The 21,467-nt window shown below is 48.4% G+C and carries 25 protein-coding genes; 11 read left to right on the top strand and 14 right to left on the bottom strand.

Annotated elements, in window-relative coordinates; all coding sequences use genetic code 11:
• Window positions 1–18: 18 nt before the first annotated feature.
• Genes E4K71_RS17120 through miaB form a run of 4 tightly spaced genes read right to left on the bottom strand, consistent with a single transcriptional unit; the run spans window position 19 to window position 3,874 of the window.
• The gene (locus tag E4K71_RS17120; RefSeq protein ID WP_135081653.1) at window positions 19–927 is read right to left on the bottom strand and encodes a hemolysin family protein; all 909 of its coding nucleotides are present in this window, start codon (window positions 925–927) and stop codon (window positions 19–21) included.
• Between the two features lie 42 nt (window positions 928–969).
• Window positions 970–1,473 carry an rRNA maturation RNase YbeY gene (ybeY, locus tag E4K71_RS17115; protein WP_135081651.1) on the bottom strand — a complete coding sequence of 168 codons (504 nt, stop codon included), beginning with the start codon at window positions 1,471–1,473 and terminating at the stop codon, window positions 970–972.
• A complete protein-coding gene (locus tag E4K71_RS17110) occupies window positions 1,470–2,510 on the bottom strand; it encodes a PhoH family protein (protein ID WP_240796841.1) in 1,041 nt (346 codons plus the stop codon). Before E4K71_RS17110 ends, ybeY begins: the two co-directional genes overlap by 4 nt.
• Window positions 2,507–3,874: a tRNA (N6-isopentenyl adenosine(37)-C2)-methylthiotransferase MiaB gene (miaB, locus tag E4K71_RS17105; RefSeq protein WP_135082116.1), complete on the bottom strand. Its 1,368-nt coding sequence runs from the start codon at window positions 3,872–3,874 to the stop codon at window positions 2,507–2,509. The genes E4K71_RS17110 and miaB overlap by 4 nt, the downstream gene beginning before the upstream one ends.
• Window positions 3,875–4,031: 157 nt before the next feature.
• On the opposite strand from miaB, the gene E4K71_RS17100 reads away from it, so the two are divergent.
• Entirely contained in the window at window positions 4,032–4,733 is a 702-nt protein-coding gene (locus tag E4K71_RS17100) for a transporter substrate-binding domain-containing protein (protein ID WP_135081649.1), read from the top strand.
• 8 nt (window positions 4,734–4,741) lie between these two features.
• On the opposite strand, the gene E4K71_RS17095 is transcribed toward E4K71_RS17100, so the two are convergent.
• Both E4K71_RS17095 and E4K71_RS17090 read right to left on the bottom strand, forming a co-directional pair.
• Window positions 4,742–5,158, bottom strand: a complete 417-nt coding sequence (locus E4K71_RS17095) for a Fur family transcriptional regulator (protein WP_135081647.1) — start codon at window positions 5,156–5,158, stop codon at window positions 4,742–4,744.
• Window positions 5,159–5,294: 136 nt separating this feature from the next.
• Complete coding sequence (locus E4K71_RS17090) at window positions 5,295–5,699, bottom strand: MucR family transcriptional regulator (protein WP_135081645.1); 405 nt, start codon at window positions 5,697–5,699, stop codon at window positions 5,295–5,297.
• Between the two features lie 48 nt (window positions 5,700–5,747).
• Here E4K71_RS17090 and E4K71_RS17085 point away from each other — a divergent pair, with 48 nt between their 5' ends.
• Complete coding sequence (locus E4K71_RS17085; RefSeq protein ID WP_135081643.1) at window positions 5,748–6,011, top strand: sulfurtransferase TusA family protein; 264 nt, start codon at window positions 5,748–5,750, stop codon at window positions 6,009–6,011.
• A gap of 9 nt (window positions 6,012–6,020) precedes the next feature.
• Here the strand turns inward: E4K71_RS17085 and E4K71_RS17080 are convergent, their stop codons facing one another.
• Entirely contained in the window at window positions 6,021–6,443 is a 423-nt protein-coding gene (locus E4K71_RS17080) for a GNAT family N-acetyltransferase (RefSeq protein WP_167730677.1), read from the bottom strand.
• A gap of 5 nt (window positions 6,444–6,448) precedes the next feature.
• Complete coding sequence (tsaB, locus tag E4K71_RS17075; protein WP_135081639.1) at window positions 6,449–7,132, bottom strand: tRNA (adenosine(37)-N6)-threonylcarbamoyltransferase complex dimerization subunit type 1 TsaB; 684 nt, start codon at window positions 7,130–7,132, stop codon at window positions 6,449–6,451.
• 79 nt (window positions 7,133–7,211) lie between these two features.
• Between tsaB and ddpX the strand changes: the two genes are divergently transcribed.
• Window positions 7,212–7,766 (top strand): D-alanyl-D-alanine dipeptidase, encoded by a 555-nt coding sequence (ddpX, locus tag E4K71_RS17070; RefSeq protein WP_135081637.1) that lies wholly within the window; start codon window positions 7,212–7,214, stop codon window positions 7,764–7,766.
• A gap of 275 nt (window positions 7,767–8,041) precedes the next feature.
• Here the strand turns inward: ddpX and E4K71_RS17065 are convergent, their stop codons facing one another.
• On the bottom strand, window positions 8,042–8,929 hold the full coding sequence (locus E4K71_RS17065; RefSeq protein WP_167730675.1) for a LysR family transcriptional regulator: 888 nt from the start codon (window positions 8,927–8,929) through the stop codon (window positions 8,042–8,044).
• 105 nt (window positions 8,930–9,034) lie between these two features.
• On the opposite strand from E4K71_RS17065, the gene E4K71_RS17060 reads away from it, so the two are divergent.
• The 5 genes from E4K71_RS17060 (at window position 9,035) to E4K71_RS17040 (ending at window position 13,553) form a co-directional block, all read left to right on the top strand.
• Window positions 9,035–9,379, top strand: a complete 345-nt coding sequence (locus E4K71_RS17060; protein WP_135081633.1) for an antibiotic biosynthesis monooxygenase — start codon at window positions 9,035–9,037, stop codon at window positions 9,377–9,379.
• A gap of 8 nt (window positions 9,380–9,387) precedes the next feature.
• Window positions 9,388–10,578, top strand: a complete 1,191-nt coding sequence (locus E4K71_RS17055; protein WP_135081632.1) for a YbfB/YjiJ family MFS transporter — start codon at window positions 9,388–9,390, stop codon at window positions 10,576–10,578.
• A 64-nt stretch (window positions 10,579–10,642) separates the two neighbouring features.
• Window positions 10,643–11,758: an ion transporter gene (locus E4K71_RS17050; RefSeq protein ID WP_240796840.1), complete on the top strand. Its 1,116-nt coding sequence runs from the start codon at window positions 10,643–10,645 to the stop codon at window positions 11,756–11,758.
• A gap of 2 nt (window positions 11,759–11,760) precedes the next feature.
• Window positions 11,761–12,435, top strand: a complete 675-nt coding sequence (locus tag E4K71_RS17045) for an HAD family hydrolase (protein ID WP_135081630.1) — start codon at window positions 11,761–11,763, stop codon at window positions 12,433–12,435.
• A complete protein-coding gene (locus E4K71_RS17040) occupies window positions 12,432–13,553 on the top strand; it encodes a hypothetical protein (protein ID WP_135081628.1) in 1,122 nt (373 codons plus the stop codon). Before E4K71_RS17045 ends, E4K71_RS17040 begins: the two co-directional genes overlap by 4 nt.
• Here E4K71_RS17040 and thpR read toward each other — a convergent pair whose 3' ends face one another.
• Genes thpR through E4K71_RS17025 form a run of 3 tightly spaced genes read right to left on the bottom strand, consistent with a single transcriptional unit; the run spans window position 13,554 to window position 15,807 of the window.
• Entirely contained in the window at window positions 13,554–14,087 is a 534-nt protein-coding gene (gene thpR / locus E4K71_RS17035) for an RNA 2',3'-cyclic phosphodiesterase (protein ID WP_135081626.1), read from the bottom strand.
• A gap of 32 nt (window positions 14,088–14,119) precedes the next feature.
• Window positions 14,120–15,166 carry an NADP(H)-dependent aldo-keto reductase gene (locus tag E4K71_RS17030; RefSeq protein ID WP_135081624.1) on the bottom strand — a complete coding sequence of 349 codons (1,047 nt, stop codon included), beginning with the start codon at window positions 15,164–15,166 and terminating at the stop codon, window positions 14,120–14,122.
• Window positions 15,166–15,807 carry an arylesterase gene (locus E4K71_RS17025; protein ID WP_135081622.1) on the bottom strand — a complete coding sequence of 214 codons (642 nt, stop codon included), beginning with the start codon at window positions 15,805–15,807 and terminating at the stop codon, window positions 15,166–15,168. The genes E4K71_RS17030 and E4K71_RS17025 overlap by 1 nt, the downstream gene beginning before the upstream one ends.
• Here E4K71_RS17025 and E4K71_RS17020 point away from each other — a divergent pair.
• From E4K71_RS17020 to E4K71_RS17010, 3 genes are all read left to right on the top strand, one after another.
• Window positions 15,806–16,507: an ABC transporter ATP-binding protein gene (locus E4K71_RS17020; RefSeq protein WP_135081620.1), complete on the top strand. Its 702-nt coding sequence runs from the start codon at window positions 15,806–15,808 to the stop codon at window positions 16,505–16,507. The two genes, E4K71_RS17025 and E4K71_RS17020, sit on opposite strands and share 2 nt — an antisense overlap.
• Window positions 16,504–18,999 carry an FtsX-like permease family protein gene (locus E4K71_RS17015; protein WP_135081618.1) on the top strand — a complete coding sequence of 832 codons (2,496 nt, stop codon included), beginning with the start codon at window positions 16,504–16,506 and terminating at the stop codon, window positions 18,997–18,999. The genes E4K71_RS17020 and E4K71_RS17015 overlap by 4 nt, the downstream gene beginning before the upstream one ends.
• Before the next feature lie 97 nt (window positions 19,000–19,096).
• Window positions 19,097–19,813 carry a Bax inhibitor-1/YccA family protein gene (locus E4K71_RS17010; RefSeq protein WP_206201924.1) on the top strand — a complete coding sequence of 239 codons (717 nt, stop codon included), beginning with the start codon at window positions 19,097–19,099 and terminating at the stop codon, window positions 19,811–19,813.
• 245 nt (window positions 19,814–20,058) lie between these two features.
• On the opposite strand, the gene E4K71_RS17005 is transcribed toward E4K71_RS17010, so the two are convergent.
• Window positions 20,059–20,295: a hypothetical protein gene (locus E4K71_RS17005; RefSeq protein ID WP_135081616.1), complete on the bottom strand. Its 237-nt coding sequence runs from the start codon at window positions 20,293–20,295 to the stop codon at window positions 20,059–20,061.
• 251 nt (window positions 20,296–20,546) lie between these two features.
• Entirely contained in the window at window positions 20,547–21,359 is an 813-nt protein-coding gene (locus E4K71_RS17000) for a J domain-containing protein (protein WP_240796839.1), read from the bottom strand.
• Between the last annotated feature and the right edge of the window lie 108 nt (window positions 21,360–21,467).

Raw genomic sequence — 21,467 nt, 5'->3', positions numbered from 1 at the left:
GTCAAGCTGGTGATGACCTTAGTCGATTTTCAAGACTTTCAAATTCTGAATGCGCGTGCGGTGAATGCGTCGCGGATCAGCTTCGAGGATTTCAAATTCAAGGCCACTGGCTGGATGTTTGATAATTTCACCACGAATCGGCACATGATCAGCGAGTGAGAAGATCAAACCACCAAGAGTATCGGTATCCTCGCGTTCTTCTTCTTCTAAAAACGCCCCGATCTTTTCTTCCACATCAATCAGTTCCCAACGGGCATCTGCATCAATACAGCCGTCTGCGCGTTCAACAAACATCGGGCCTTCCGGGCGGTCGTGTTCATCTTCGATTTCCCCGACGATTTCTTCCACCAAATCTTCAATGGTGACAAGCCCATCTGTCCCGCCAAATTCATCCACCATCAAGGCCATATGAACCCGTTTGGTACGCATTTCCAGCAAGAGCTCCAACACACGGGCACTGGGGGACACATAAAGAACCTTGCGACAGAGTTTCGCCAGATTAAAGGGGGTTTCCTTATTCTGCCAGGCAATGACATCCTTGATATGGACCATGCCGATAGGATCATCCAGATCCTCACCATAGACAGGAATACGCGAATGACCTTCACGGGTCATCAAGTCAACGACTTCGCTTAACGAACTTTCCACCCCGATGGCACAAATATCAGAACGCGGTACACATACATCTTCGATGGTCCGTTCACGCAGGCCAAAGATATTTTTCAGCAGCTGGGCTTCTTCGGCTTCTAGTGGGATTTCCTGTTCTTCGCGTTCTTCCAGCAGTTCTTCCAGCGTGTCACGCACACTGTTATCACCATTGCTTTTCTTGCGAAACGGATTGAGGCGCTTAAAAAGGCCGGGTGCCTCTGCCCCATTATTTTGCCCCATCTCCTGGGGCTGGCTACTGTCGCCGTTTTGGTCGTTCATTCGTTCTTCTGATCAAATAGAAAGGTCTAATTTATAATAAGTTCAGTCTGCCTCAGATGCATAGGGATTCGCAATCCCTAATTCAGCCAGAAGTGAAATTTCCAGCCCTTCCATCTCTTCGGCTTCCTCATCTTCAATATGGTCATAGCCCAACAGATGCAGCACCCCATGAATGATCAAATGACTTAAATGATCCTCAAAGGTAATATTTTGTTCTTGCGCTTCCCCCACAACAACCTGATAGGCCAGCACAATATCGCCCAAATGGAGGGGACCGGGTTCCAGAATTAAATCGCCAGGTACTGTGCAGTCCATAGCGGGAAAAGACAGCACATTGGTCGGCTTGTCTTTTTCGCGGTATTCCCGATTAAGTTCCTGCACCTGATCATTATGGCTCAGCAAAATGCTGATTTCACAAGGGCGATCATTCGCATCGGTTTTACATTCTTTCAAGGCTGCGCGAACGCATGTTTCAATCAGCCCGTCACAATCGGGCCATTGATCATGGGCGCGATCAATATCCAGCTCACCGAGTTCCAAGGTCATTTCTTGAACCTTCTGCCGCGTGGTTTTTCGTAAATTTCTGCATCTTCGCGATTTTTTTCCGCTTTGTCATAGGCATCAACAATGCGTTTGACAAGACGATGGCGCACCACATCTTTTTCCGTAAAGCGAATAGCGCCGATACCTTTTACCCCTTCCAGAGTTTCCAAAGCATCACGCAAGCCTGAACGTACCCCGTGAGGTAGATCGACCTGTGATAAATCCCCTGTCACCACCATGTGGGAACCTTCGCCCAAGCGAGTCAGAAACATCTTCATCTGAACGGCTGTGGTATTTTGGGCTTCATCCAAAATCACAAAAGCATTGGAAAGGGTCCGTCCGCGCATAAAGGCCAGTGGTGCGATTTCAATCTCGCCTTTTTCCATGCGCTTTTCCACCTGATCTTGAGGCAGCATGTCATAAAGCGCATCATAAATCGGACGCAAATACGGATCGACTTTTTCCTGCATATCACCCGGCAGAAAGCCCAGTTGCTCCCCTGCTTCCACGGCGGGGCGTGACAGGATAATGCGGTCCACTTCCCCTGTGGTCAGAGCCTCCACAGCTTTGGCAACAGCCAGATACGTCTTGCCCGTTCCCGCTGGGCCAACACCAAACACCAGTTCGCAACTGTCAATGGAACGAAAATAATCAGCCTGCAAGGGCGAGCGCGGTGAGATATGTTTTTTGCGCGTCTTGATCACCATGGCGGTATCGGGTAAGGCCGCCTTGGTCTTTTTCTTATCCGCCTTCACATAAGGGGCTTCTTGCCCGTCAATCGCCATACGGATGGCACCATCGACTTCTTGCGGGCCAACAATCATGTCTTTTTTCAAACGCTGATAAAGGCTTTGCAGCACATCCTTGGTATGGTTCACATTTTCAGGATCACCTACCACAATCAATTGATTGCCGCGTTCATGGATGGTGACATCCAACATCTGTTCAAGACGGGCCAAATTACGGTTATGTTCGCCAAACAGGTCTGGCAGCAGGCCATTGTCCTCAAAGTCCAATGTCAGATTAATTTCGTCACTCACGCATGTTTCCTTTCCACATTGACGAGTTCGGCCCCCAACGACGTTGGGCGCGCACTGATAATTTTAAGATCAGCGATTTTACCAATTAAATCAAGGGGTGCGTCAACATGAACAGGTTGCATATAGGGGCTGCGGCCCACCAACTGGCCGGGATTACGCCCTTCACGTTCCAATAAAATGGGGAATTTACGGCCAATACAGTTCTGATTAAAGTCGGTTTGAATATCGACCAAAAGTTTTTGCAGAATCTGCAAACGCTCGTTTGCCACCACTTTGTCGACCTGCAAATCCATGGTCGCGGCCGGTGTACCGGGACGTGCGGAATAGACAAAAGAAAAGGCTTGAATGAATTTCACATCGCGGATGATATCCAGTGTATCTTCAAAATCACGCTCGTTTTCACCGGGGAAACCAACGATAAAATCAGAAGACAGGGCCAAATCCGGACGGGCAGCTTTCAACTTGGCAATAATTTCAAGATATTCTTCACGGGTGTGATTGCGGTTCATCGCCGCCAGCACGCGGTTGGAACCAGACTGCACAGGCAAATGCAGATACGGCATCAACTGCGGGACCTCAGCATGGGCGGTGATCAGGTCATCATCAACTTCTGCCGGATAAGACGTGGTGTAACGAATACGTTCCAGCCCGTCGATCTCAGCCAATTCGCGGATCAAACGGCCCAGTGACCATTCCCCCCCACGACCATCATCCCCGTGATACGCATTCACATTCTGCCCCAAAAGCGTGATCTCCAACGCGCCTTGAGCCACCAGTTGCCTGGCTTCTTTCAACACATGTTCAGCCGGGCGGGAATATTCCGCCCCACGGGTATAAGGCACCACACAATAGGTGCAGAATTTATCACAGCCTTCCTGAATGGACAGAAACGCGCTGTAGCCTTCCGGCTTGGTCGGTTCGGGCAGATGGTCAAATTTGTCTTCTGCCGGAAATTCGGTCATCAAAATACCACGGCCCTTTTCATCACCGGCGCGGTGTGCCTTGGCAATCATTTCCGGCAAATTATGATAGCTTTGCGGGCCAAAAACCATATCCACATAAGGGGCGCGCTTGGAAATTTCTTCACCTTCGGCCTGGGCCACACAGCCTGCCACACCGATGATCATCTCATTCTCATCATCGCGCTTTTTCTTGATATTTTTTAAACGACCCAGTTCGGAATAAACCTTTTCTGACGCCTTTTCACGGATATGACAGGTGTTTAAAATCACCATATTGGCATCTTCCGGCCCCTCGGTCATTTCATAACCTAAGGGTTTGAGAACATCTTCCATCCGGGCGGAATCATAGACGTTCATCTGACAGCCATAAGTCTTGATAAATAATTTTTTGGAAGCACCCATAATCACAGCCGATTTTTTACAATATCCGATACGCTGAGTGCGACATAAGCCCAGACGAGCCAAGAGTCAAGTTCTTCAACAGAAAGCACATGCTCCGCAGACACTCTTATGCTATGATTTTATAAGTTCTCGCCCTAAATAATCCTGTGATGGTGGAATGCGTTTCGTTTTTGCCTTTTCTCTCTTTCTGATCTCTTTTTTCTTTCAGCCCCTAAATGCACAAGCTGAAACATGGCGCTTTACCGCCATACGTGACTGGCCCCCCTATATGGATGAAAAGCTGGGCGAGCGCGGCCTTGGCTATATTGCCCTGAAAAATGTTCTGGATGATATGGGGATTGAGCTGGAGATTGAATATCTACCATGGAAACGGGCCAAATACCTCCCCACCGTTGATGAGCGTTATGTGGGATATTATTGCGCCTGGCCCGAAGAAGTCGACACTGGCTTCTTTGCCTCGGTCCCCATTTTTTCCTCCCCCATTGGGGTTTTCAGCAGCTATCAACCGGGAACAGACAAAAAATCTTACCAAGGAATTGCCAGCCAAAGTATCGGACTGGTGAAATCCTATGTTTATCCATCCGTTTACGAAAACCATCCCTTACAAGAACGCGTCGATTCAGATGCCGTTTTGATTAAATTTGTCTTATTAGGGCGCACGGATTACGGGGTGATTGATAAATATGTGCTCAATTACCTGCTGGAAAATAATCCCGAGCTTAAAGCTGTGGCCGAACAGATCCAGTTTTATGACCAGACTGTGGAAAACAAGCCCCTGGTCATTGCCTTTCGCGACACAAAAGAAAACCGCAAGCGGGCAAAGCGGCTTGCGGCATTCATGCAAAAATATTCTAGATAAAGCCAGACTTAATCGTCTTTTAACGGCACACCGAACAGTTCCATACGGTGATCCACCAGCTTGAACCCATATTTTTCAGCGATTTTGCGCTGCAAGGCTTCAATGTCGTCATCATGGAATTCAATGATCTTGCCAGACTGTACATCAATCAGATGATCATGATGCGTTTCAGACGCTTCTTCATAACGGGCACGGCCATCACCGAAATCCAGACGTTCAATAATCCCGGCTTCTTCAAACAGGCGCACGGTGCGATAAACAGTGGCGATGGAAATATGGGTATCAATAGCACTGGAACGGTTGTAGACCTCTTCCACATCAGGATGGTCTGTGGCCTCAGACAAAACCTTGGCAATGACACGACGCTGGCCGGTCATTTTCATGCCCTTTTCAATGCACATTTCTTCGATGCGGGAGTCCGTCATCTTGTTACCCTCTTATTATTTCACTACCCAATCACTTTATGTTCCGCATGAAAGTGTTATCCCATAATGCCCATCACAAATGACCTGTCAATGCAAAGGACTATTATTTCCTAATTTACCCTGATTTTTGAGGCAATTACTTACGTGCGCGAGTACCAAGACCGATCTTTTTCGCCAAATTACTACGGTGTTCAGCATAGTTTGGCGCCACCATCGGATAGTCAGACGGCAGATTCCATTTCTCGCGATATTCTTCCGGTGTCATATTGTATGCAGTTTTGAGGTGACGCTTGAGCATTTTGAGCTTTTTCCCATCTTCCAGACAGATGATATAATCCTGCTGGATAGACTTTTTGATCGGCACAGCCGGTTGAACCTTTTCTTTTGCTTCCGGCTTCTCCCCCACATTGCCTAAAGTCTTATAGACATCTTCAATCAATTGCGGCAAATCCTGGGTCGTAACGGAGTTGTTACTGACATGGGCAGATACAATTTCAGAAGTGAGTTCGAGAAGTTCAAGTTTGCTTGGCTGGTCACTCATGGTAAAACGTCTTTCTATTTTGAATAAATCGTTCAGGATCAGAATAAAATGAATAATACACAAAATAAAGAAAAAGAACTACAGGCCGATTGTTTTATAGATATCACCTCCGACACCTGCCCTATGACCTTTGTCAAAACAAAGCTTCAAATAGAGAAAATGCAGTCCGGTCAAATTATTGAAGTATTACTCAATGGCGGGGAACCGCTAAAGAACGTACCCCTTTCTGCCGAAGAACTTGGTCATTCAGTACTTGCAACAGAAGAGCAAAGTGACGGTATCACGTATAAATTATTTATTCAGAAAAAATAGAACCATTTTTTAAATCTTGGTTCTTTCCATCACCAGCGCATCGGTTTTACGCCCATCGGGGTGCTTGTAATAACCTGTGCGCAGGCCGATCTGGTGAAAGTCACGGGCCTGATAAAAACTGATCGCACCGTCGTTTTCTTCATCCACTTCCAAAAACATGCGCCCTGTTTGTTGACAGGCATGTTCCAGAAGCTTTGTGCCAATCCCCGTTCTACGCTGTAAGCGACGCGTAGCAATAGTAATAATTTCAGCCTCAACCTCATCACCCTGACAGAGGATAAAGCCAACAGGTTCCTCGCCCACCTGTGCCAGATAACCATAACTGGCAGAAAGCCCCACCAAATCCTGAAAGGCTTTGACCGACCAGCTTTCCCCAAAGGCTTCTGCATGCAGGGCTGCAAGAATTTCACAATGGGCAAGTTCCAAAGACACGAGCCTCATGGGCGCAATCGTCCGCCATTTTTAGGCAAAGCGGCGTCAGGCGGGCGGATATAAAAGGCAGATGGTCGACCTTCCCCCTCTTTGGGCAAGCCTTTGCCTGCTGCAATCTCAACCACATCATGGGCATTGGGCAAGCGCACATCAGATGGGATCGCCTTAACCCCTTTCTCAGCCAACAGATCTTTTAAGCGGGAAAAGCTGTCGCCTGCAACGACAACCTGCGTACAATCTTCTGGCAATAAATCCACCACATTTTCAGGCAGTCGAGCCACAGGTTCTGATAGGGGCAGGCCGTCTCCATCAAACAGTTGGGCATAAAGATCAGCCCGCTTGGCATCCAGCGCACAAAGGATCGGACACGCCTGTTGCCCCGTCCCATGGGCCAGACTTTCCAGCGTAGTCACCCCAATCACAGGCTTACCACTGGCCGCAGCAAAGCCACGTGCAGAGGCTAACCCGATCCGCAAGCCCGTAAAGGCACCCGGTCCAACGGTAACAGCCAGCGCATCCAAGTCTTCAATGGAAACATCCGCGTCCTGCAACAAGTTTTGTACAAGCGGCAACAGCTTTTCAGCATGGCCGCGTGCCATTTCTTCAAGCACATGATGGGTCACGGCCCCTTCTTGCCACAAGGCGACCGAGCAAGCCGCTGCGGCTGTATCCATTGCCAGAATTTTCATCAGCTGAAATAACCTTTTCTAAATCAATGGCTCTTTATACTGCCTTTTCTTCTCACTCTTCAAGAGGTCCTGACCCTACATGGCATTAATCGAAATTACCGAAGACCAACATGGTGTCTTGCTGGATTTAAAATACGCAACCCCTGACAATTTCACCCGTGCCCCGATCTATCATGCCCCACACTGTTATCTGCATGAAGAGGCAGAAGGCTTGTTGCGCAATGCCATTGAAATTGCTGATAAACAGGGCTATCGCTTTCGTATTTTTGATGCCTTTCGCCCCAGTGAAGCCCAATGGAAGTTATGGAACCACACACCGGACCCGGAATTTCTTGCTGATCCCCGTCGGGGATCACCCCATTCACGTGGAGCTGCCATTGATCTGACCCTCGTCGATCAAAACGGAAATGATCTGGAAATGGGCACAGGCTTTGATGCCTTCACGCCTTTATCTCATCACGGTAATATGGGTGTCTCCCTTGAAGCCCAGAAAAATCGCCTTCTGCTAATGGGGATCATGACCACAGCAGGCTGGGATTTTTACCGCAATGAATGGTGGCACTATCAACTGTTCAATGCCCGACGCCTACCAACGTTCAGCGACACTGCCTTGCCAAACAGAATGATGGGATAATTTATCCTAGGTCGTAAACTCATAAAATAGACTTGTTTGGCGGAGATGTATTTGAGGATAAACAAGGCATGAAACCAGCAGAAGTGCGAGCACTTTAAGGGTTTTATAACGCAGTTCTATCCTCAAATACATTCCGTCCCTTACGGGATTTCCCTAAAATATAGGCATTACTGCGTTAAAGTCTTTTGAAAGTACAAGTACTTCCTGCAAGCCTTTGCCTTGTCTTGCCTATATTTTAGGGAAACCAAAGCAAGTCTATTTTATGAGTTTACGACCTAAGCCGCCTGTACAGCACTATAGCGGGTCGCGAGATTCATCAAAGTTTGCATGGGTTTGGTCTGGACGGTGGATTTATGACAAATCAGAAAGGTTTCCACACGGGCAATATCTTCTGGCAAATCCGTAATTGTCAGTTCTGCGCTTAATGTTTTGGCAACTTCAATTGGCAAGATTGTCACCCCAAGCCCCGCAGACACACAGCCAACAATACCTTCCTGCGTACCAAATTCCATGATGGTATAAGGCAATCGTCCTTCATGGCGCAGCCATTCTTCTGCCCGTGCGCGATAGGCACAACCTTTGCGATACACCAGCAATGTCTTGGAGGCTTCTTTGCCCGGCGCACTGACCAACACAAGTCTTTCGGTAAAGAAAGGATACTGGATGATTTCCTCACTCTTCACCGTACTGCCCACAATGGCACAATCCAGTTGATGATTCAGCACCTGTGTAATCATTTCATCAGTTGTACCCGTGCGGACCGATAATTCCGTTTTTGGGTGAAGATGATGGAACTCTTTTAAAAGAGAGGGCAAGCGAACCGCCATTGCCGTTTCCATCGACCCCAGTGATAAACTGCCCCCATCTTCCAGACTGGCATTCACCGCCCGCTTGGCCTGACGTTCCATATCCACAATTTGATAGGCATGTTCCAGCAAAACCCGCCCCTGTGCACTGAGTTCCATCCCCCGGCTTTTGCGCATAAACAAAGCCACGCCGAGTTCTTCTTCCAGTTTTTTAATGCGTGCGGTGACATTGGACTGAACACAATGCAACCGTTCTGAGGCTGGTGAAACACCGCCAGCTTCAGCAACGGCAATAAACACTTTTAAGGTTGTTAGTTCCATGAGACCCTCGACCACTTTGGAAATGACACTTTTCATGGTATCACTTTTTATGAATGATAACATCAAAACTAATCATTTGTAATGATTTTATAGATCCCGTACTATACTGTTCGTTCACTCAACAATTTTACGAGTAGGGTTATGATTGCTGTTATTTTTGAAGTTCTGCCCAATCCAGATCATAAACAGGAATATCTGGATATCGCCGCCCGCTTACGCCCTGAGCTGGAAAAAATTGACGGTTTTATTTCTGTTGAACGCTTTCAAAGCTTAAGCGATGAAAATAAAATTCTGTCTCTCTCTTTCTTTGAAAATGAAGAAGCCGTGCAGCAATGGCGCAATCTGCAAATCCATCGCGATGCCCAAAACGTGGGACGCGATCAGGCCTTTGACGGCTATCGCCTGCGCGTTGCCCATGTCATGCGTGATTACACCATGACAGAACGCACCCAAGCCCCACAAGACAGCCAGTCCATTCATCAGTGAGGTCCCTTATGTCTCAGCCTATTGCCACCTGGAAATTGCTTTGTGCAGGTATCTCTTCCCTGATCCTTGTTATGGGCATTGCCCGATTTGCCCTCACCCCCTTATTGCCCGCCATGCAGGCCGCAACAGGACTGGGTGATGATGGCGCAGGTTTTCTTGCGGCTTCCAACTATGCGGGTTATCTCACCGGGGCCTTGATCGCCAGCCGCCTGCGCAAGCCTGAAACAAAACTGCGCTGGTATCGTTGGGGCATTGTCTTGGCCGTTATCACCACCGCGATCATGGCCTTAAGCGATCATGTGATTTTCTGGTCCATCATGCGTTATTTTGGCGGCATGACCAGTGCAGCCGGCATGGTTGTCGGCACGGCTATTGTTCTGGATCACCTCAAACAGCGCCACCGCCCGGATTATATCGGTATTCATTTTAGCGGTGTCGGATTTGGTGTGATCATCAGTGGCACGGTTCTTACGTTGATTGAACCCATCATGGGCTGGGCAGAAGGCTGGGTCATTGTTGGCGCCATTGGATTTTTACTCGCCATCCCTGCCTTGTTATGGATGAATATTCACGGGCTTTCAGCCCCTAAAGTTGCCCACGGTGAAGGGGTGAAGGTCCGCTCCAAACCAATTACCATGTTGATGATTTCCTATTGTCTGGCAGGCGCAACTTTCTCTATCGGGACAACCTTTATTATCACCATCATGGCCCAAAGCCCTGCCCTGGCTGACAGCCGCAACCTTGCCTGGATTTTGCTGGGTGTTGCCCTGGCCCCCTCCTGTTACTTCTGGATGCGTACGGCCATTAAAATGGGGGACTTCAAAGCTTTGAGTGCAGCCTATATTGTGCAGGCGATCGGCTGTGCCTTGCCAGTACTCTGGCCCTCAACCGCCAGCGCCCTGATCGGTGGTTTCATGTTCGGGTCTTGCTTTATGGGCATTGTCACAGTTGTTCTGGCCCTTGGCGGTAAACTCTCGCCTCATAACCCCTCAGCCCTGATCGGCATTTTGGTGGTCTCTTATGGCGTTGGGCAAATTGTCGGACCGATTCTGGCTGGAATTGCCATGGAACAAACCGGGTTCAGCGAGCTGGGCCTGTGGAGTGCCGCAGCCTGTAGTCTTCTGTCCATCGTCTTTCTGGCAGGTTCACGTTGTCGTAACGATCAACCTTCATCTGAAGACTGCCCCTGTTTGACATAACCCAAGCACCCTTCCTGTTTTTGCGCTATACTCTTGTTATAACGTGCAAAAACAGGGGGGCGATATGACGGACGATTCAGAAAGACGTTCAGGCTATGATCGCAGAAAAGGACGCCCCCTAAATCCCACACAATCGGTTGGACGACGTGAAAGCGATATTTTAAATGCCGCAGCCCCTTTAACACCAAAATTCCAGCGCCCTGCAACAGGGCAAAGCCGACGCAACCGCCTTTATGAAATCATGGATGCCGGTCATCGTGCAGATATGGCGTCCAAAATCTTCGATATTCTGATTGTCAACCTGATCACACTGAATGTCTTGGCGGTGATCCTGGAATCCGTTGCCAGCCTGCGCACCCGCTGGGCCGATGAATTCTATTATTTTGAAGTTTTCAGTGTTGCAATCTTCAGTGTGGAACTGGCTTGTCGAATCTGGACCGCTGTGGAAAAACCTCAAGATAAATTCCACCATCCATTATGGGGGCGCTTGCGTTATCTCCTCACCCCAACGGCGTTGATTGACATGATTGCCATTCTACCCTTTTATCTCAGCTTTCTGATTGCCGTTGATCTGCGTTTCATGCGGGTTTTACGTTTATTGCGAGTCTTTAAACTGACGCGCTATTCATCCGCCATGACAATTTTGCTTAATGTCTTAAGACAGGAAGCCAAAGCCTTTGGCGCTGCATTATTTGTCTTGCTTCTGCTGATGACTTTTTCAGCCAGCATGATTTTCCTGTTTGAACATGAGGCCCAGCCCGAGGTCTTTTCCGATATTCCCAATGCCATGTGGTGGGCGGTCATTACACTGACCACCGTTGGATTCGGGGATGCCTATCCCATCACCGCAATGGGGAAATTCTTTGGGGCAGCCATTTCCATTGTCGGAATCGGCATGGTTGCCTTGCCAGCCGGGATCTTGGCTTCGGCTTTTTCCGAACAGCTGCATATCCGGCGAGAACGTTACCGCGACAAGGTTGCAGATTTACTCTCAGATGGGGTTTTAACAACAGAAGAAGCCGACCAACTTCGAAAAATTCAGAAAGATTTGGGTATTTCAGTAGATGAAGCACGCAATATTTTGCATCATAGCGTCCAAGGGGGGCTGCACTTCTATACCCATTGCCCCCACTGTGGGGAAAACCTGCAAAATCACAAACAAACTGCCGATAAACAATAAAAATGACCCAAAACCCTTTTGACCTGATTATTTTCGACTGTGATGGCGTGCTGGTCGATAGCGAACTTCTCGCCTCAGACATTCTATCAGAAGAACTGGCCCGATATGGGCTGGATATTACACCGCGAGAATGTCGCGAACGCTTTACCGGTTCCAGCCTGAAACGGGTTAAGGAAATCGTCTTTCAAAGCAAAGGCATTGAATTACCCGATAATTTTGAAGAACTTCTGCGCATTCGTGATCGCCGGGTTTTTGAAGAACGCCTGCGCCCGGTCTCAGGGATCGAAGAAACGCTGGATATGCTTCATCTCCCGCTTTGTGTTGCCTCCAGCGGATCGGTGGAAAAAATCACCCATTCCTTGAAATTGACAGGGATGTACAGCAGGCTTGCCCCCCATTTATTTTCCGCTGAAATGGTCAGCCGTGGCAAACCCGCACCGGATCTTTTCCTTTATGCAGCGGAAAAAATGGGCGTTTCCCCCAACCGCTGTCTGGTCATTGAAGACAGTCCCGTTGGCATTAAAGCAGCCAAAAAAGCCGGGATGACGGCCTTTGGCTTTGCCGGGGCCTCCCATGCCGGGCCCGGCTATGCGGAGATGCTTGACTTAACCGGGGCAGATATTACTTTTAGAGAGATGTTTGCTTTACCCAATCTCATACAGTTCTACCAAAAATGATGGATGTGGATTTAGACAACAAGCGCGATCTGGCGCACTCCCTTTTTGAAACGGGCCATCTTAAAGATGCGATTTCCGTTCAGCTGGATGTGTTTAACAAAACGCAGAAGATCAATGATCTAAAAATTTTCATCCAGTATGTCATTGCCAATCAGGATTACCGGGGGGCCCTTGATATGCTGGGGCTGCTCAAACGTTCGCTTAAAGGGCTGGATGACCCAGAAGTCACCCGTAATTTTGCCCTGTGTTATACACGTACCCAACAATATGCCCTGGCCCTCCCCATCTTGACCAAGATGCTGGAAGACAAGTCAGATGACACACTTCTTCACGACTGTCTGGCAGAATGCTATTTCCATTTGGGCGATGAACAAAACAGTCTCTATCACAGCAGCTGTGGGCTGACCCTAAAAGAATCACAATGTCAGGCCCCTGTGCTCAGCACCCTTGAAACCTGTCCTATTGCAGCCTTTAACTCCCTGAAAAAGGCAAAAAACATCATCGCCTTTTCCTTTAACGGGGATGAAAAAGAAACATTGCGCGGGGCCTTACAGGCAGTAGACAGTGCAAAACTGCTCTATCCGCAATGGACCTGTCGTTTTTATCTGGATGAAACCGTACCAGCACGCATCCAGAAAGCCCTGCAAGCCAAAGGGGCAGAAGTTATTTTAATGGACGTCGAAGACATTGCTCTGCGCACCAGCCTGTGGAAATTGCATGTCTGCATGGATGAACATATTGACCGCTATCTTATTCGTGATCATATGGCGGCAATTACCCATCGTGAAATCGCCGCTGTTAATGAATGGATTAATTCAGATAAACATTTCCACATTATACGCGATCATGTCAGCCAATCCGCCCTTGTGCCAGCGGGCCTGTGGGGCGGTGTGCAAGGGGCCTTAGCCAATATGGGCACATTGCTTTATAAATTCATCACCCACGCACGCCCTCAGATCAAAATGGATGAAATTTTCATTCAGCAGAACCTCTGGCCGACCATTAAGCAAAGTTGCATGATCCACGACAGTCGTCACGAGCTGGACAATTGCCACCCCTTCCCGCCAAAATCCGATTTACCGGAAGGGAAATTTGTCGGTCAGCGTTTTGATGCCTGATCATCCATAACGTTCCAAGACCTCATAATCCGCCCCATGCCGGGTGAGGTGGGAACGATACAGGCTGAAATGATCCACCACAAAGCGTTCCGTTTTAAAACCATTATGGCTGCTCATGTACGTTTGCACATTTTCCAACGGTGTTCCTTTTAACCAGGCCAGCGTGACATGTGGTTTATATTTGCGCCGATCCGGTTTCAATCCAGCATATTCAGCCGCCATCAGCACCTTTTGATGCAGATGGGCCAACGCCTCCACCTTGCCTTTAACCCCGGTCCAGACCACATGGGCACGCCCCCGGCTTTCAAAGCAATCCACTTCATTTAAATAAAGCTCAAACGAATCGAACTGAATATCGCATAAAGCCTCATGAAAATCAGCCGCTGCCCCTTGGTCAATCTCTCCCAGAAAGGCCAGTGTAATATGCATATTACGCGGAGCAACCCAGCGCACCTCTTTCAGGCCACTGCACAGCGAACGTAACGATTCATGAAAGGAAGTGGGGAGTTCCACCCCGACAAATAAACGCAACATGGTTGCCTCCCTCCTTCCCCCCTCATAAAAATTTACGGGGCCGGGTTTGGATTACCCACATGAACCGCTTCAATATCAGCCAGAACCTCTTCGTTCAGATCCATCTCATAAGCCGCAATATTGCTTTTCAGCTGGTCCAGGGACGTGGCCCCTATAATAGATGAGGTAAGGAAACTCTTGGTTTTCAAGTAGGACAGGGCCATTTCACTCATCACAAGACCGTGTTTTTGCGCCACATCAGCATAAGACTGGGTGGCCTCTTTCGCCTTGGGCTTGGTAAAGCGGCTGTAACGTTCCGGCCACAAGGTCATACGCGCACCTTCGGGCTGCTGATCGCCAAGATATTTACCCGATAAGGTCCCCCCTGCCAGCGGAGAATAAGCCAAAAGCCCGACATCTTCATGGGCTGTTACCTCTGACAGGCCCACCTCATATTGGCGGGTCACCAGGTTATAGGGGTTTTGGATGGAAACAATGCGCGGCCAGCCATTTTTCTCAGACAGGCGAAGATATTCCATCACCCCCCAGGCACTTTCATTAGATACCCCGATATGGCGAATTTTGCCTTGCTCCACCAATTTCACCATAGCGCCCAAGGTTTCTTCAATCGGCACAGCATTAGAATAATCGGCCCCATCCGGGTAATTGAGCTGGCCGAAATAATTGGTTGGGCGCGACGGCCAGTGGATTTGATACAGGTCGATATAATCGGTTTTCAGGCGCTGAAGGCTGCTTTCCACCGCTGTCATAATCTCTGTTTCAGTCAGGCGTTTTGCCCCATCGCGCACATAATCAAAGAAATTACCCGGCCCAATCACTTTGGTGGCGAGAACCACATCATTGCGTTTCCCTGATTTTTCAAACCATGTGCCGATGACCCGTTCCGTATCGGCATAGGTTTCTTTGCGCGGCGTGACCGGATACATTTCAGCCACATCAAAGAAGTTTACCCCCTTGGAAAGGGCATAATCCATCTGCTCATGGCCTTCGGCCTCAGAATTTTGTTCTCCCCATGTCATGGTGCCCAAACAGACCAGAGACACATCAATATCAGTGCGACCAAGTTTTCTATATTCCATTATCTCATAACCTTTTCAACATAGGGAAGGATACGCTCTACAATGATCGCAATGCCTTCTTTAGTGGGATGGATGCCATCGGGAAGATTGAGTTTAGGGTCCCCGGCCACACCTTCAAGAAAAAAAGGATATAGGGTGACATCGTGTTTTTGCGCAAGGCGGGGATAAACGCTATTAAATTCCTGTGCATAGACATCACCGTAATTGGGCGGGGCGAGCATGCCTGCCAATAATACTTTAATCTGGCGCTTTTTAAGCTGGGTAATCATCTGATCAAGGTTCTGTTCCATTAATTGGGGGTCAAGACCGCGCAACCCATCATTGGCCCCCAGTTCTACAATGACCATATCCGGGTTATCAACCAAGGCCCAATTGAGCCGGGCAAGCCCACCTTGCGTGGTATCACCGGACACCCCTGCATTAATAATTTTAATGTTGTTTTTCTTCTCATTAATCTTTGAAGAAAGCTGTTCTGGAAAGCCATCACCTTGATTAAGCCCATATCCAGCACTTAAACTATCGCCCAAAACAAGAATGGTAAAATCTGTTTTTCCTTCATTTGCACTGGCCGTGTTGACAAGAACCAGAAACAACACAAATCTGAGGGCAGACATCAAAGGATTTAAAAGGCCAAAGCCCATGAGCGATACTCCCGCGCTACAATTACAAGACATTCACCTTAAGCTGGCAAGTCAGGCCGGTCACGTCAATATCCTCAAAGGAATTAATTTGGAAATTGAACGTGGGGAAACCATCGCCATTGTCGGCCCCAGCGGGTCGGGCAAGTCCTCCATGATGATGGTCATTGCGGGATTGGAACGATCAACATCGGGCCGGGTGATCATTTCCGGTCAGGACGTAACAAACTATACAGAAGACCAGCTTGCTCTTTTCAGGCGCGACCATATCGGCATTGTCTTTCAGGATTTTCATCTGGTTCCAACCATGACGGCCTTAGAGAATGTTTCGATACCGTTAGAATTTGCAAATCATAAGAATGCCTTTGACCTTGCCTGCGAACAATTAGAGGCCGTCGGGCTTGGTCATCGCCTGCATCACTACCCTTCCCAGCTTTCTGGTGGAGAACAACAACGTGTTGCCCTGGCCCGTGCCTTTGCTGCCCAGCCGGACCTGTTACTGGCTGATGAACCCACAGGCAATCTTGATGGGGAAACCGGAAAAATGGTCATGGATTTATTATTTAACCGACATAAAGCTCAAAACAACACGCTTTTACTCATCACCCATGATCCCAAACTGGCTGAAAAATGTGACCGTATCATCCATGTTCAGGATGGGCTCATTCAAAACCTGAACCTGAAAGAGGTTGCTGCCTCATGAATAACTGGACACAAAGTTGGCGACTGGCCCGCCGGGAATTACGCGGTGGGACCAAAGGGTTTCGTATTTTCCTTGCCTGCCTGATTTTGGGGGTGACAACCATTGCAGCGGTCTTTTCCCTTAATCAATCTATCTCTGCCGGGTTGGCCCGTGATGGGAAAGTTCTCTTGGGTGGAGATATTGACCTTCGTCTTTCCGGTCGCGAAATTACTGATGAGCAACAAAACTTCCTTCAAGAAAACGGGCGCTTATCCCATGCCACAGAACTGCGTGCCATGGCCCAAAAACAGGATAAACGTCTACTTGTAGAATTAAAGGCCGTTGACTCTTTATACCCCCTTGTCGGGGCAATTGAGAGTGAACCTGCCGGGCTTTCTGTGGATGAAAACACCGCCCTGATCGAACCCACAATTTTAGACCGCCTGCATCTTAAACTTGGTGACACCCTGACCATTGGGAAGGCTGAAATCACCATTACCGGCGTTTTGAAAAAAGAGCCTGATCGTATTGCCTCTGTCATTAATTTTGGCCCCCGTATTCTGGTTTCCCAAAAAACATTGGAAAATACCCAGCTTCTGAAACCTGGCAGCGTGGTGCGCCATCATTATCGCCTGCTACTTAATGACATTAGCATCTCTAATAATTTCTCAGACATACTTAAGGAAAAGTTTCCAGAAGCCGGGTGGCGTATGCGCACCCCTGACAAGGCTGCCCCCGGTGTGGAAAATTTCATCGACCGCCTTTCCCTCTTTCTCAGCTTCGTTGGTTTCACCACTTTATTGATCGGCGGGGTGGGGGTCAGCTCCGGTGTACGGGATTATCTTAATGGCAAGATCGCAACCATTGCGACATTCAAAAGCCTTGGGGCCAGCAGCAAGACCGTCTTTCAGATTTATTTCCTGCAAATCTTTCTTCTTAGTCTGGTCGGTATTGGTATAGGGCTTTTCCTTGGGGCCAGTGTTCCCTATATTGCCGCCACTGTGGGGGCTCGTTTCTTTCCTGTGCAGCCTGAAAGCGCCCTTTATCTTCCAGAATTATTGATTGCTGCAACTTTCGGTATCCTGACAGTCTTATCCTTTGCCTTTTGGCCGCTGGGACGCACACAAAATGTACCGGCAAGCGCCCTGTTTCGTGACAAAACCACACCGATTACAGCCTCACCAGCCCCTATATATAAGTATCTGTCTTATCTCTTTGTCTTTTTCCTGATTGCCTTAACTCTCAGCACAGCCCATCGCCTTGATTTTGCGATTATCTTTGTCGTTGTTGCCGCCCTTGTCCTTGGTATTCTAAAGCTTGCCGGACAAGTCGTGACAAAACTGGCCCAAAGAGCCCCGCATTTCAAGCAAACCTCCTTACGCCTTGCCATCACAGCCCTGCATCGTCCCGGCTCCACTGCTCCATCTGTGATTCTATCTCTTGGCTTAGGGCTATCCGTACTTGTTGCTGTCACGCAAATTGATCAAAATTTACGTGGTCAGATTAATGATGACCTGCCCAAAGATGCCCCAGCCTTTTTCTTTATTGATATTCAAAACGATCAAATCACCCCGTTTGATGACACCCTGACAACCATCAAAGGGGCCAGCAATTATAAACGGGTGCCGTCCTTGCGCGGGCGCATCACCAAGATCAACGGAGTTGATGTGGATAAAGCCAAAGTCGCCAGTCAATCCCAATGGGCCATTCGCGGGGACCGTGCCCTGACCTATGCCGCCCAAACACCGGAAGGCTCCAAAATTATTAAAGGGGAGTGGTGGGCCGAAGAGTATCGTGGCAAACCCTTGATTTCACTGGATGCTGGCCTTGCCAAAGGCTTTGGTGTGGATATCGGTGATACACTCAGCGTCAATGTCTTGGGACGTAATGTGACAGCCACCATTACCTCCTTGCGAGAAATTAACTGGAAGTCCATGCGTTTTGATTTTGCCATTATCATGAGCCCGGGCCTGCTGGAATATGCCCCGCACTCCCACATTGCCGCCGTTCACGCCGATGATACAGCCCTGGACACAATCGAAAAGTCACTGGCACGCCATTTTCCCAATGTTTCCATCATTCGGGTGAAAGACGCGTTACAATCTGCCCGTAACCTGATGGACGGAATTTCCACCGCCATTGGTCTTGCCGCCAGCCTGACCGTTATGGCCGGTGGCTTTGTTCTGGCAGGAGCTATGGCCTCAGGACGGGAACAACGTACCTATGAAGCCATTGTCTTTAAGGTTCTGGGGGCCACACGCGGGCGCATGTTGCTGGCTTATCTGATCGAATATGGCCTGCTCGGCCTTGTCACCGGACTGATTGCAGCGATCGTGGGCACCCTGTCCTCCTGGGGGGTGATTACCTTCCTGATGAATATGGATTGGGCCTTTTATCCCCAGACCATCGCCATGACCCTTTTCCTTTGCTTGATCCTCACCATCGGGGCAGGCTTTATCGGGACCTGGCAGGCTTTGGGGCAAAAAGCAGCCCCTCATTTAAGGAATGAGTAAAGTAACGTCCGGTTTCCCTTGCAAAACATGAATTTCATGACATATTTAGACTCAATACATTTCATTGAGTTTTAACAGCTCCTATAAGAGGATTCACATGCAATTCGGTAATGACCGTCAAACCATGTCACATGCTGAGGCACGCGTTGCACAGTATGACGTTGGCCTTCGCAAATATATGCTGGGTGTCTATAACTATATGGCTGCAGCCCTTGCGCTGACAGGTATTGTGGCCATGCTGGCGTCCACATCCGCACCCCTGATGCAAGCCATCCACGGCACACCACTGAAATGGGTCGTCATGCTGGCCCCGCTGGGTTTTGTTTTCTTCTTCAGCGCGCGCATTCACAAAATGTCTGCTGCAACAGCGCAGATCTGCTTCTGGGCCTTTTCCGCCCTGATGGGTCTGTCCCTGTCTTACATTCTACTGGCTTACACAGGCACAAGCGTGGCTCGTACTTTCTTTGTCACAGCCATCGCCTTTGGCTCGCTCAGCCTCTATGGTTATACAACAAAACGTGACCTGTCCGGTATGGGCTCCTTCCTGATTATGGGTGTTGTGGGCCTGATTATCGGTGGTTTGGTCAATATCTTCCTGCAAAGCACCATGATGCATTTCATCATTTCAGGTGTGGGTGTGCTGCTCTTTGCTGGTCTGACAGCCTATGATACGCAACAGATCAAAGATACATACCACGAACTTGATAGCTCTGATGTTGCTGGGAAAAAAGCCATCATGGGCGCGTTGATGCTCTATCTTGATTTCATCAACATGTTCCAGTTCCTGCTGTCCTTCATGGGTGAGCGCGAATAAGGCTTTACACAAGCTCTCAAAAACCCCGCACGGCTTTTCGCTTTGCGGGGTTTTTTAGTGCCAAATTTCAGGAAATGAGCTTTTCAGACTACAATGGTAGATGACGTCAAAATCTTTTGTCTGCGATTGTAGTCACGACTTGACTTTAAAAGGTGTCAAACCGCCTCAGCTCAACATCAATGTTAAGTTTCTGTCTTTTAAGTCAATAGCTTACCTGCCAATCATCGCAGCAACCACCCCAGTAGTTATTTTATCTCTTTAAAGATCATTTGCACCACGGCTAACAACAATAGCAGTACAAGTTCAACTACATTATCAGTTAAAAGACCCCTTGTTTTCGTCATCATGATATGTCCAGCCCGACATGCTTCAATTTTGCTCTGTTCACCCCCAACAAAGGTGTTTGGAATGATGCGAATGCGGTCTGGTACATTCTGAATCAAATCGGTGCCGATTTGATCGTAAAGGCTATAGAAAATCATATACACACTTTTATAAGTGTTAAATTAATTTTCCATTCTGAGGTTCAAAGTTCCGACCTCAAAAATAGTTACAAATGTATCATTTTGCCTTTTCTCCCCTTTATCAGGAGATTTCTAAGCGATAAATAGGCAAGGCTATCCTCCTTGAAACTTCTTCAAATCAGGTTTGACCTATCCCTTCTCCGCATAAAAAAACGCCGTTCCGAGAACAGAACGGCGCCCTATATTTTACCCACAACCCTGTGGATAAGTCAGCTGGCATAGCGTAAAATTTCCATGGCTTGGTTTAATTGGCTCATCCTCTCATGGCTGCCATACTTCCCGTCTGGGTGGTGAATGGTTGCCAGCATACGAAACCGTGCACGCAATTCAGAACGATCAGGATAGGTCTTGGGCGGGAAGCCCAAAATATGTAAAGCATCACTGCGATCTTGCACCCCTTCGCTTAGAGGCTCAAAAGAAAGAACAGAGACAATTGCCTTAAGCCGTTCCAACTCCTCAGTTGTTTCGGGTAGTTGATGATTTTTATTTTCCTGTTCTGCTGCTTCACGCGCTTCTTTACGGATACGTTCAGCTTCCAGTTTTTGCTGACGCATAGTCTCTTCTGTATCAATGCGCACCTGAGCTTTTCCAGCCTCCATATACAAAGCCAGGTTGAGAGCCTTGCGAATATGGATCACCTCAAACCCCGGTGCCATGCGAACCTGCAAACGTGGCTTGCGACGCCAGGGACGACCCTTACTTGGACCTGATTTCAGGATAACTGTTTCACGATCTTGCGGTTCAGGATCACCCGGATCGGTGAAATTAGATATGTCAGCATCACTGACCATCAACAAAACGGAACGAGCAAGGTCAGCAACATTGACTTTTTTATGATCAGCCAGTTTGCCCACCCGATCGCGAAATTCACTGGCGCAAGGAATGGTATAAGAATGTTTCAAATTCGATGATTTTGATTTTTCCTTTGTCATTTTCACATCACCATTTTGTTCTTTGTCGGCTTCCCCGCCAACTGGTGAAGAGGAAACTGACGAATTCGCTGCCGTCTCTGTGGCGCGCATGGAACTATCTAACACGTTTCTTGCCTATTTCTCATTATGCCGGGAAAGTTCCCGTCAAATCAACTACGATTGTTGTTATAAAGCAGCTTCTCCCTAAAACCAAGAGGT

Source organism: Terasakiella sp. SH-1 (genome assembly GCF_004564135.1).
Lineage (GTDB): Bacteria > Pseudomonadota > Alphaproteobacteria > Rhodospirillales > Terasakiellaceae > Terasakiella.
The sequence above is the reverse complement of the archived record's forward strand: the minus strand, read 5'-3'. Positions and strand labels throughout refer to the sequence as shown.

Bases quoted from the DNA above. Each gene is read 5' to 3' on its own strand.
- E4K71_RS17120 (WP_135081653.1), bottom strand. From the start codon at position 927: ATGAACGACCAAAACGGCGACAGTAGCCAGCCCCAGGAGATGGGGCAA.
- ybeY (WP_135081651.1), bottom strand. From the start codon at position 1,473: ATGACCTTGGAACTCGGTGAGCTGGATATTGATCGCGCCCATGATCAA.
- miaB (WP_135082116.1), bottom strand. From the start codon at position 3,874: ATGGGTGCTTCCAAAAAATTATTTATCAAGACTTATGGCTGTCAGATG.
- E4K71_RS17100 (WP_135081649.1), top strand. From the start codon at position 4,032: ATGCGTTTCGTTTTTGCCTTTTCTCTCTTTCTGATCTCTTTTTTCTTT.
- E4K71_RS17095 (WP_135081647.1), bottom strand. From the start codon at position 5,158: ATGACGGACTCCCGCATCGAAGAAATGTGCATTGAAAAGGGCATGAAA.
- E4K71_RS17090 (WP_135081645.1), bottom strand. From the start codon at position 5,699: ATGAGTGACCAGCCAAGCAAACTTGAACTTCTCGAACTCACTTCTGAA.
- E4K71_RS17085 (WP_135081643.1), top strand. From the start codon at position 5,748: ATGAATAATACACAAAATAAAGAAAAAGAACTACAGGCCGATTGTTTT.
- tsaB (WP_135081639.1), bottom strand. From the start codon at position 7,132: ATGAAAATTCTGGCAATGGATACAGCCGCAGCGGCTTGCTCGGTCGCC.
- ddpX (WP_135081637.1), top strand. From the start codon at position 7,212: ATGGCATTAATCGAAATTACCGAAGACCAACATGGTGTCTTGCTGGAT.
- E4K71_RS17065 (WP_167730675.1), bottom strand. From the start codon at position 8,929: ATGAAAAGTGTCATTTCCAAAGTGGTCGAGGGTCTCATGGAACTAACA.
- E4K71_RS17060 (WP_135081633.1), top strand. From the start codon at position 9,035: ATGATTGCTGTTATTTTTGAAGTTCTGCCCAATCCAGATCATAAACAG.
- E4K71_RS17055 (WP_135081632.1), top strand. From the start codon at position 9,388: ATGTCTCAGCCTATTGCCACCTGGAAATTGCTTTGTGCAGGTATCTCT.
- E4K71_RS17050 (WP_240796840.1), top strand. From the start codon at position 10,643: ATGACGGACGATTCAGAAAGACGTTCAGGCTATGATCGCAGAAAAGGA.
- E4K71_RS17045 (WP_135081630.1), top strand. From the start codon at position 11,761: ATGACCCAAAACCCTTTTGACCTGATTATTTTCGACTGTGATGGCGTG.
- E4K71_RS17040 (WP_135081628.1), top strand. From the start codon at position 12,432: ATGATGGATGTGGATTTAGACAACAAGCGCGATCTGGCGCACTCCCTT.
- thpR (WP_135081626.1), bottom strand. From the start codon at position 14,087: ATGTTGCGTTTATTTGTCGGGGTGGAACTCCCCACTTCCTTTCATGAA.
- E4K71_RS17030 (WP_135081624.1), bottom strand. From the start codon at position 15,166: ATGGAATATAGAAAACTTGGTCGCACTGATATTGATGTGTCTCTGGTC.
- E4K71_RS17020 (WP_135081620.1), top strand. From the start codon at position 15,806: ATGAGCGATACTCCCGCGCTACAATTACAAGACATTCACCTTAAGCTG.
- E4K71_RS17025 (WP_135081622.1), bottom strand. From the start codon at position 15,807: ATGGGCTTTGGCCTTTTAAATCCTTTGATGTCTGCCCTCAGATTTGTG.
- E4K71_RS17015 (WP_135081618.1), top strand. From the start codon at position 16,504: ATGAATAACTGGACACAAAGTTGGCGACTGGCCCGCCGGGAATTACGC.
- E4K71_RS17010 (WP_206201924.1), top strand. From the start codon at position 19,097: ATGCAATTCGGTAATGACCGTCAAACCATGTCACATGCTGAGGCACGC.
- E4K71_RS17005 (WP_135081616.1), bottom strand. From the start codon at position 20,295: ATGATTTTCTATAGCCTTTACGATCAAATCGGCACCGATTTGATTCAG.
- E4K71_RS17000 (WP_240796839.1), bottom strand. From the start codon at position 21,359: ATGCGCGCCACAGAGACGGCAGCGAATTCGTCAGTTTCCTCTTCACCA.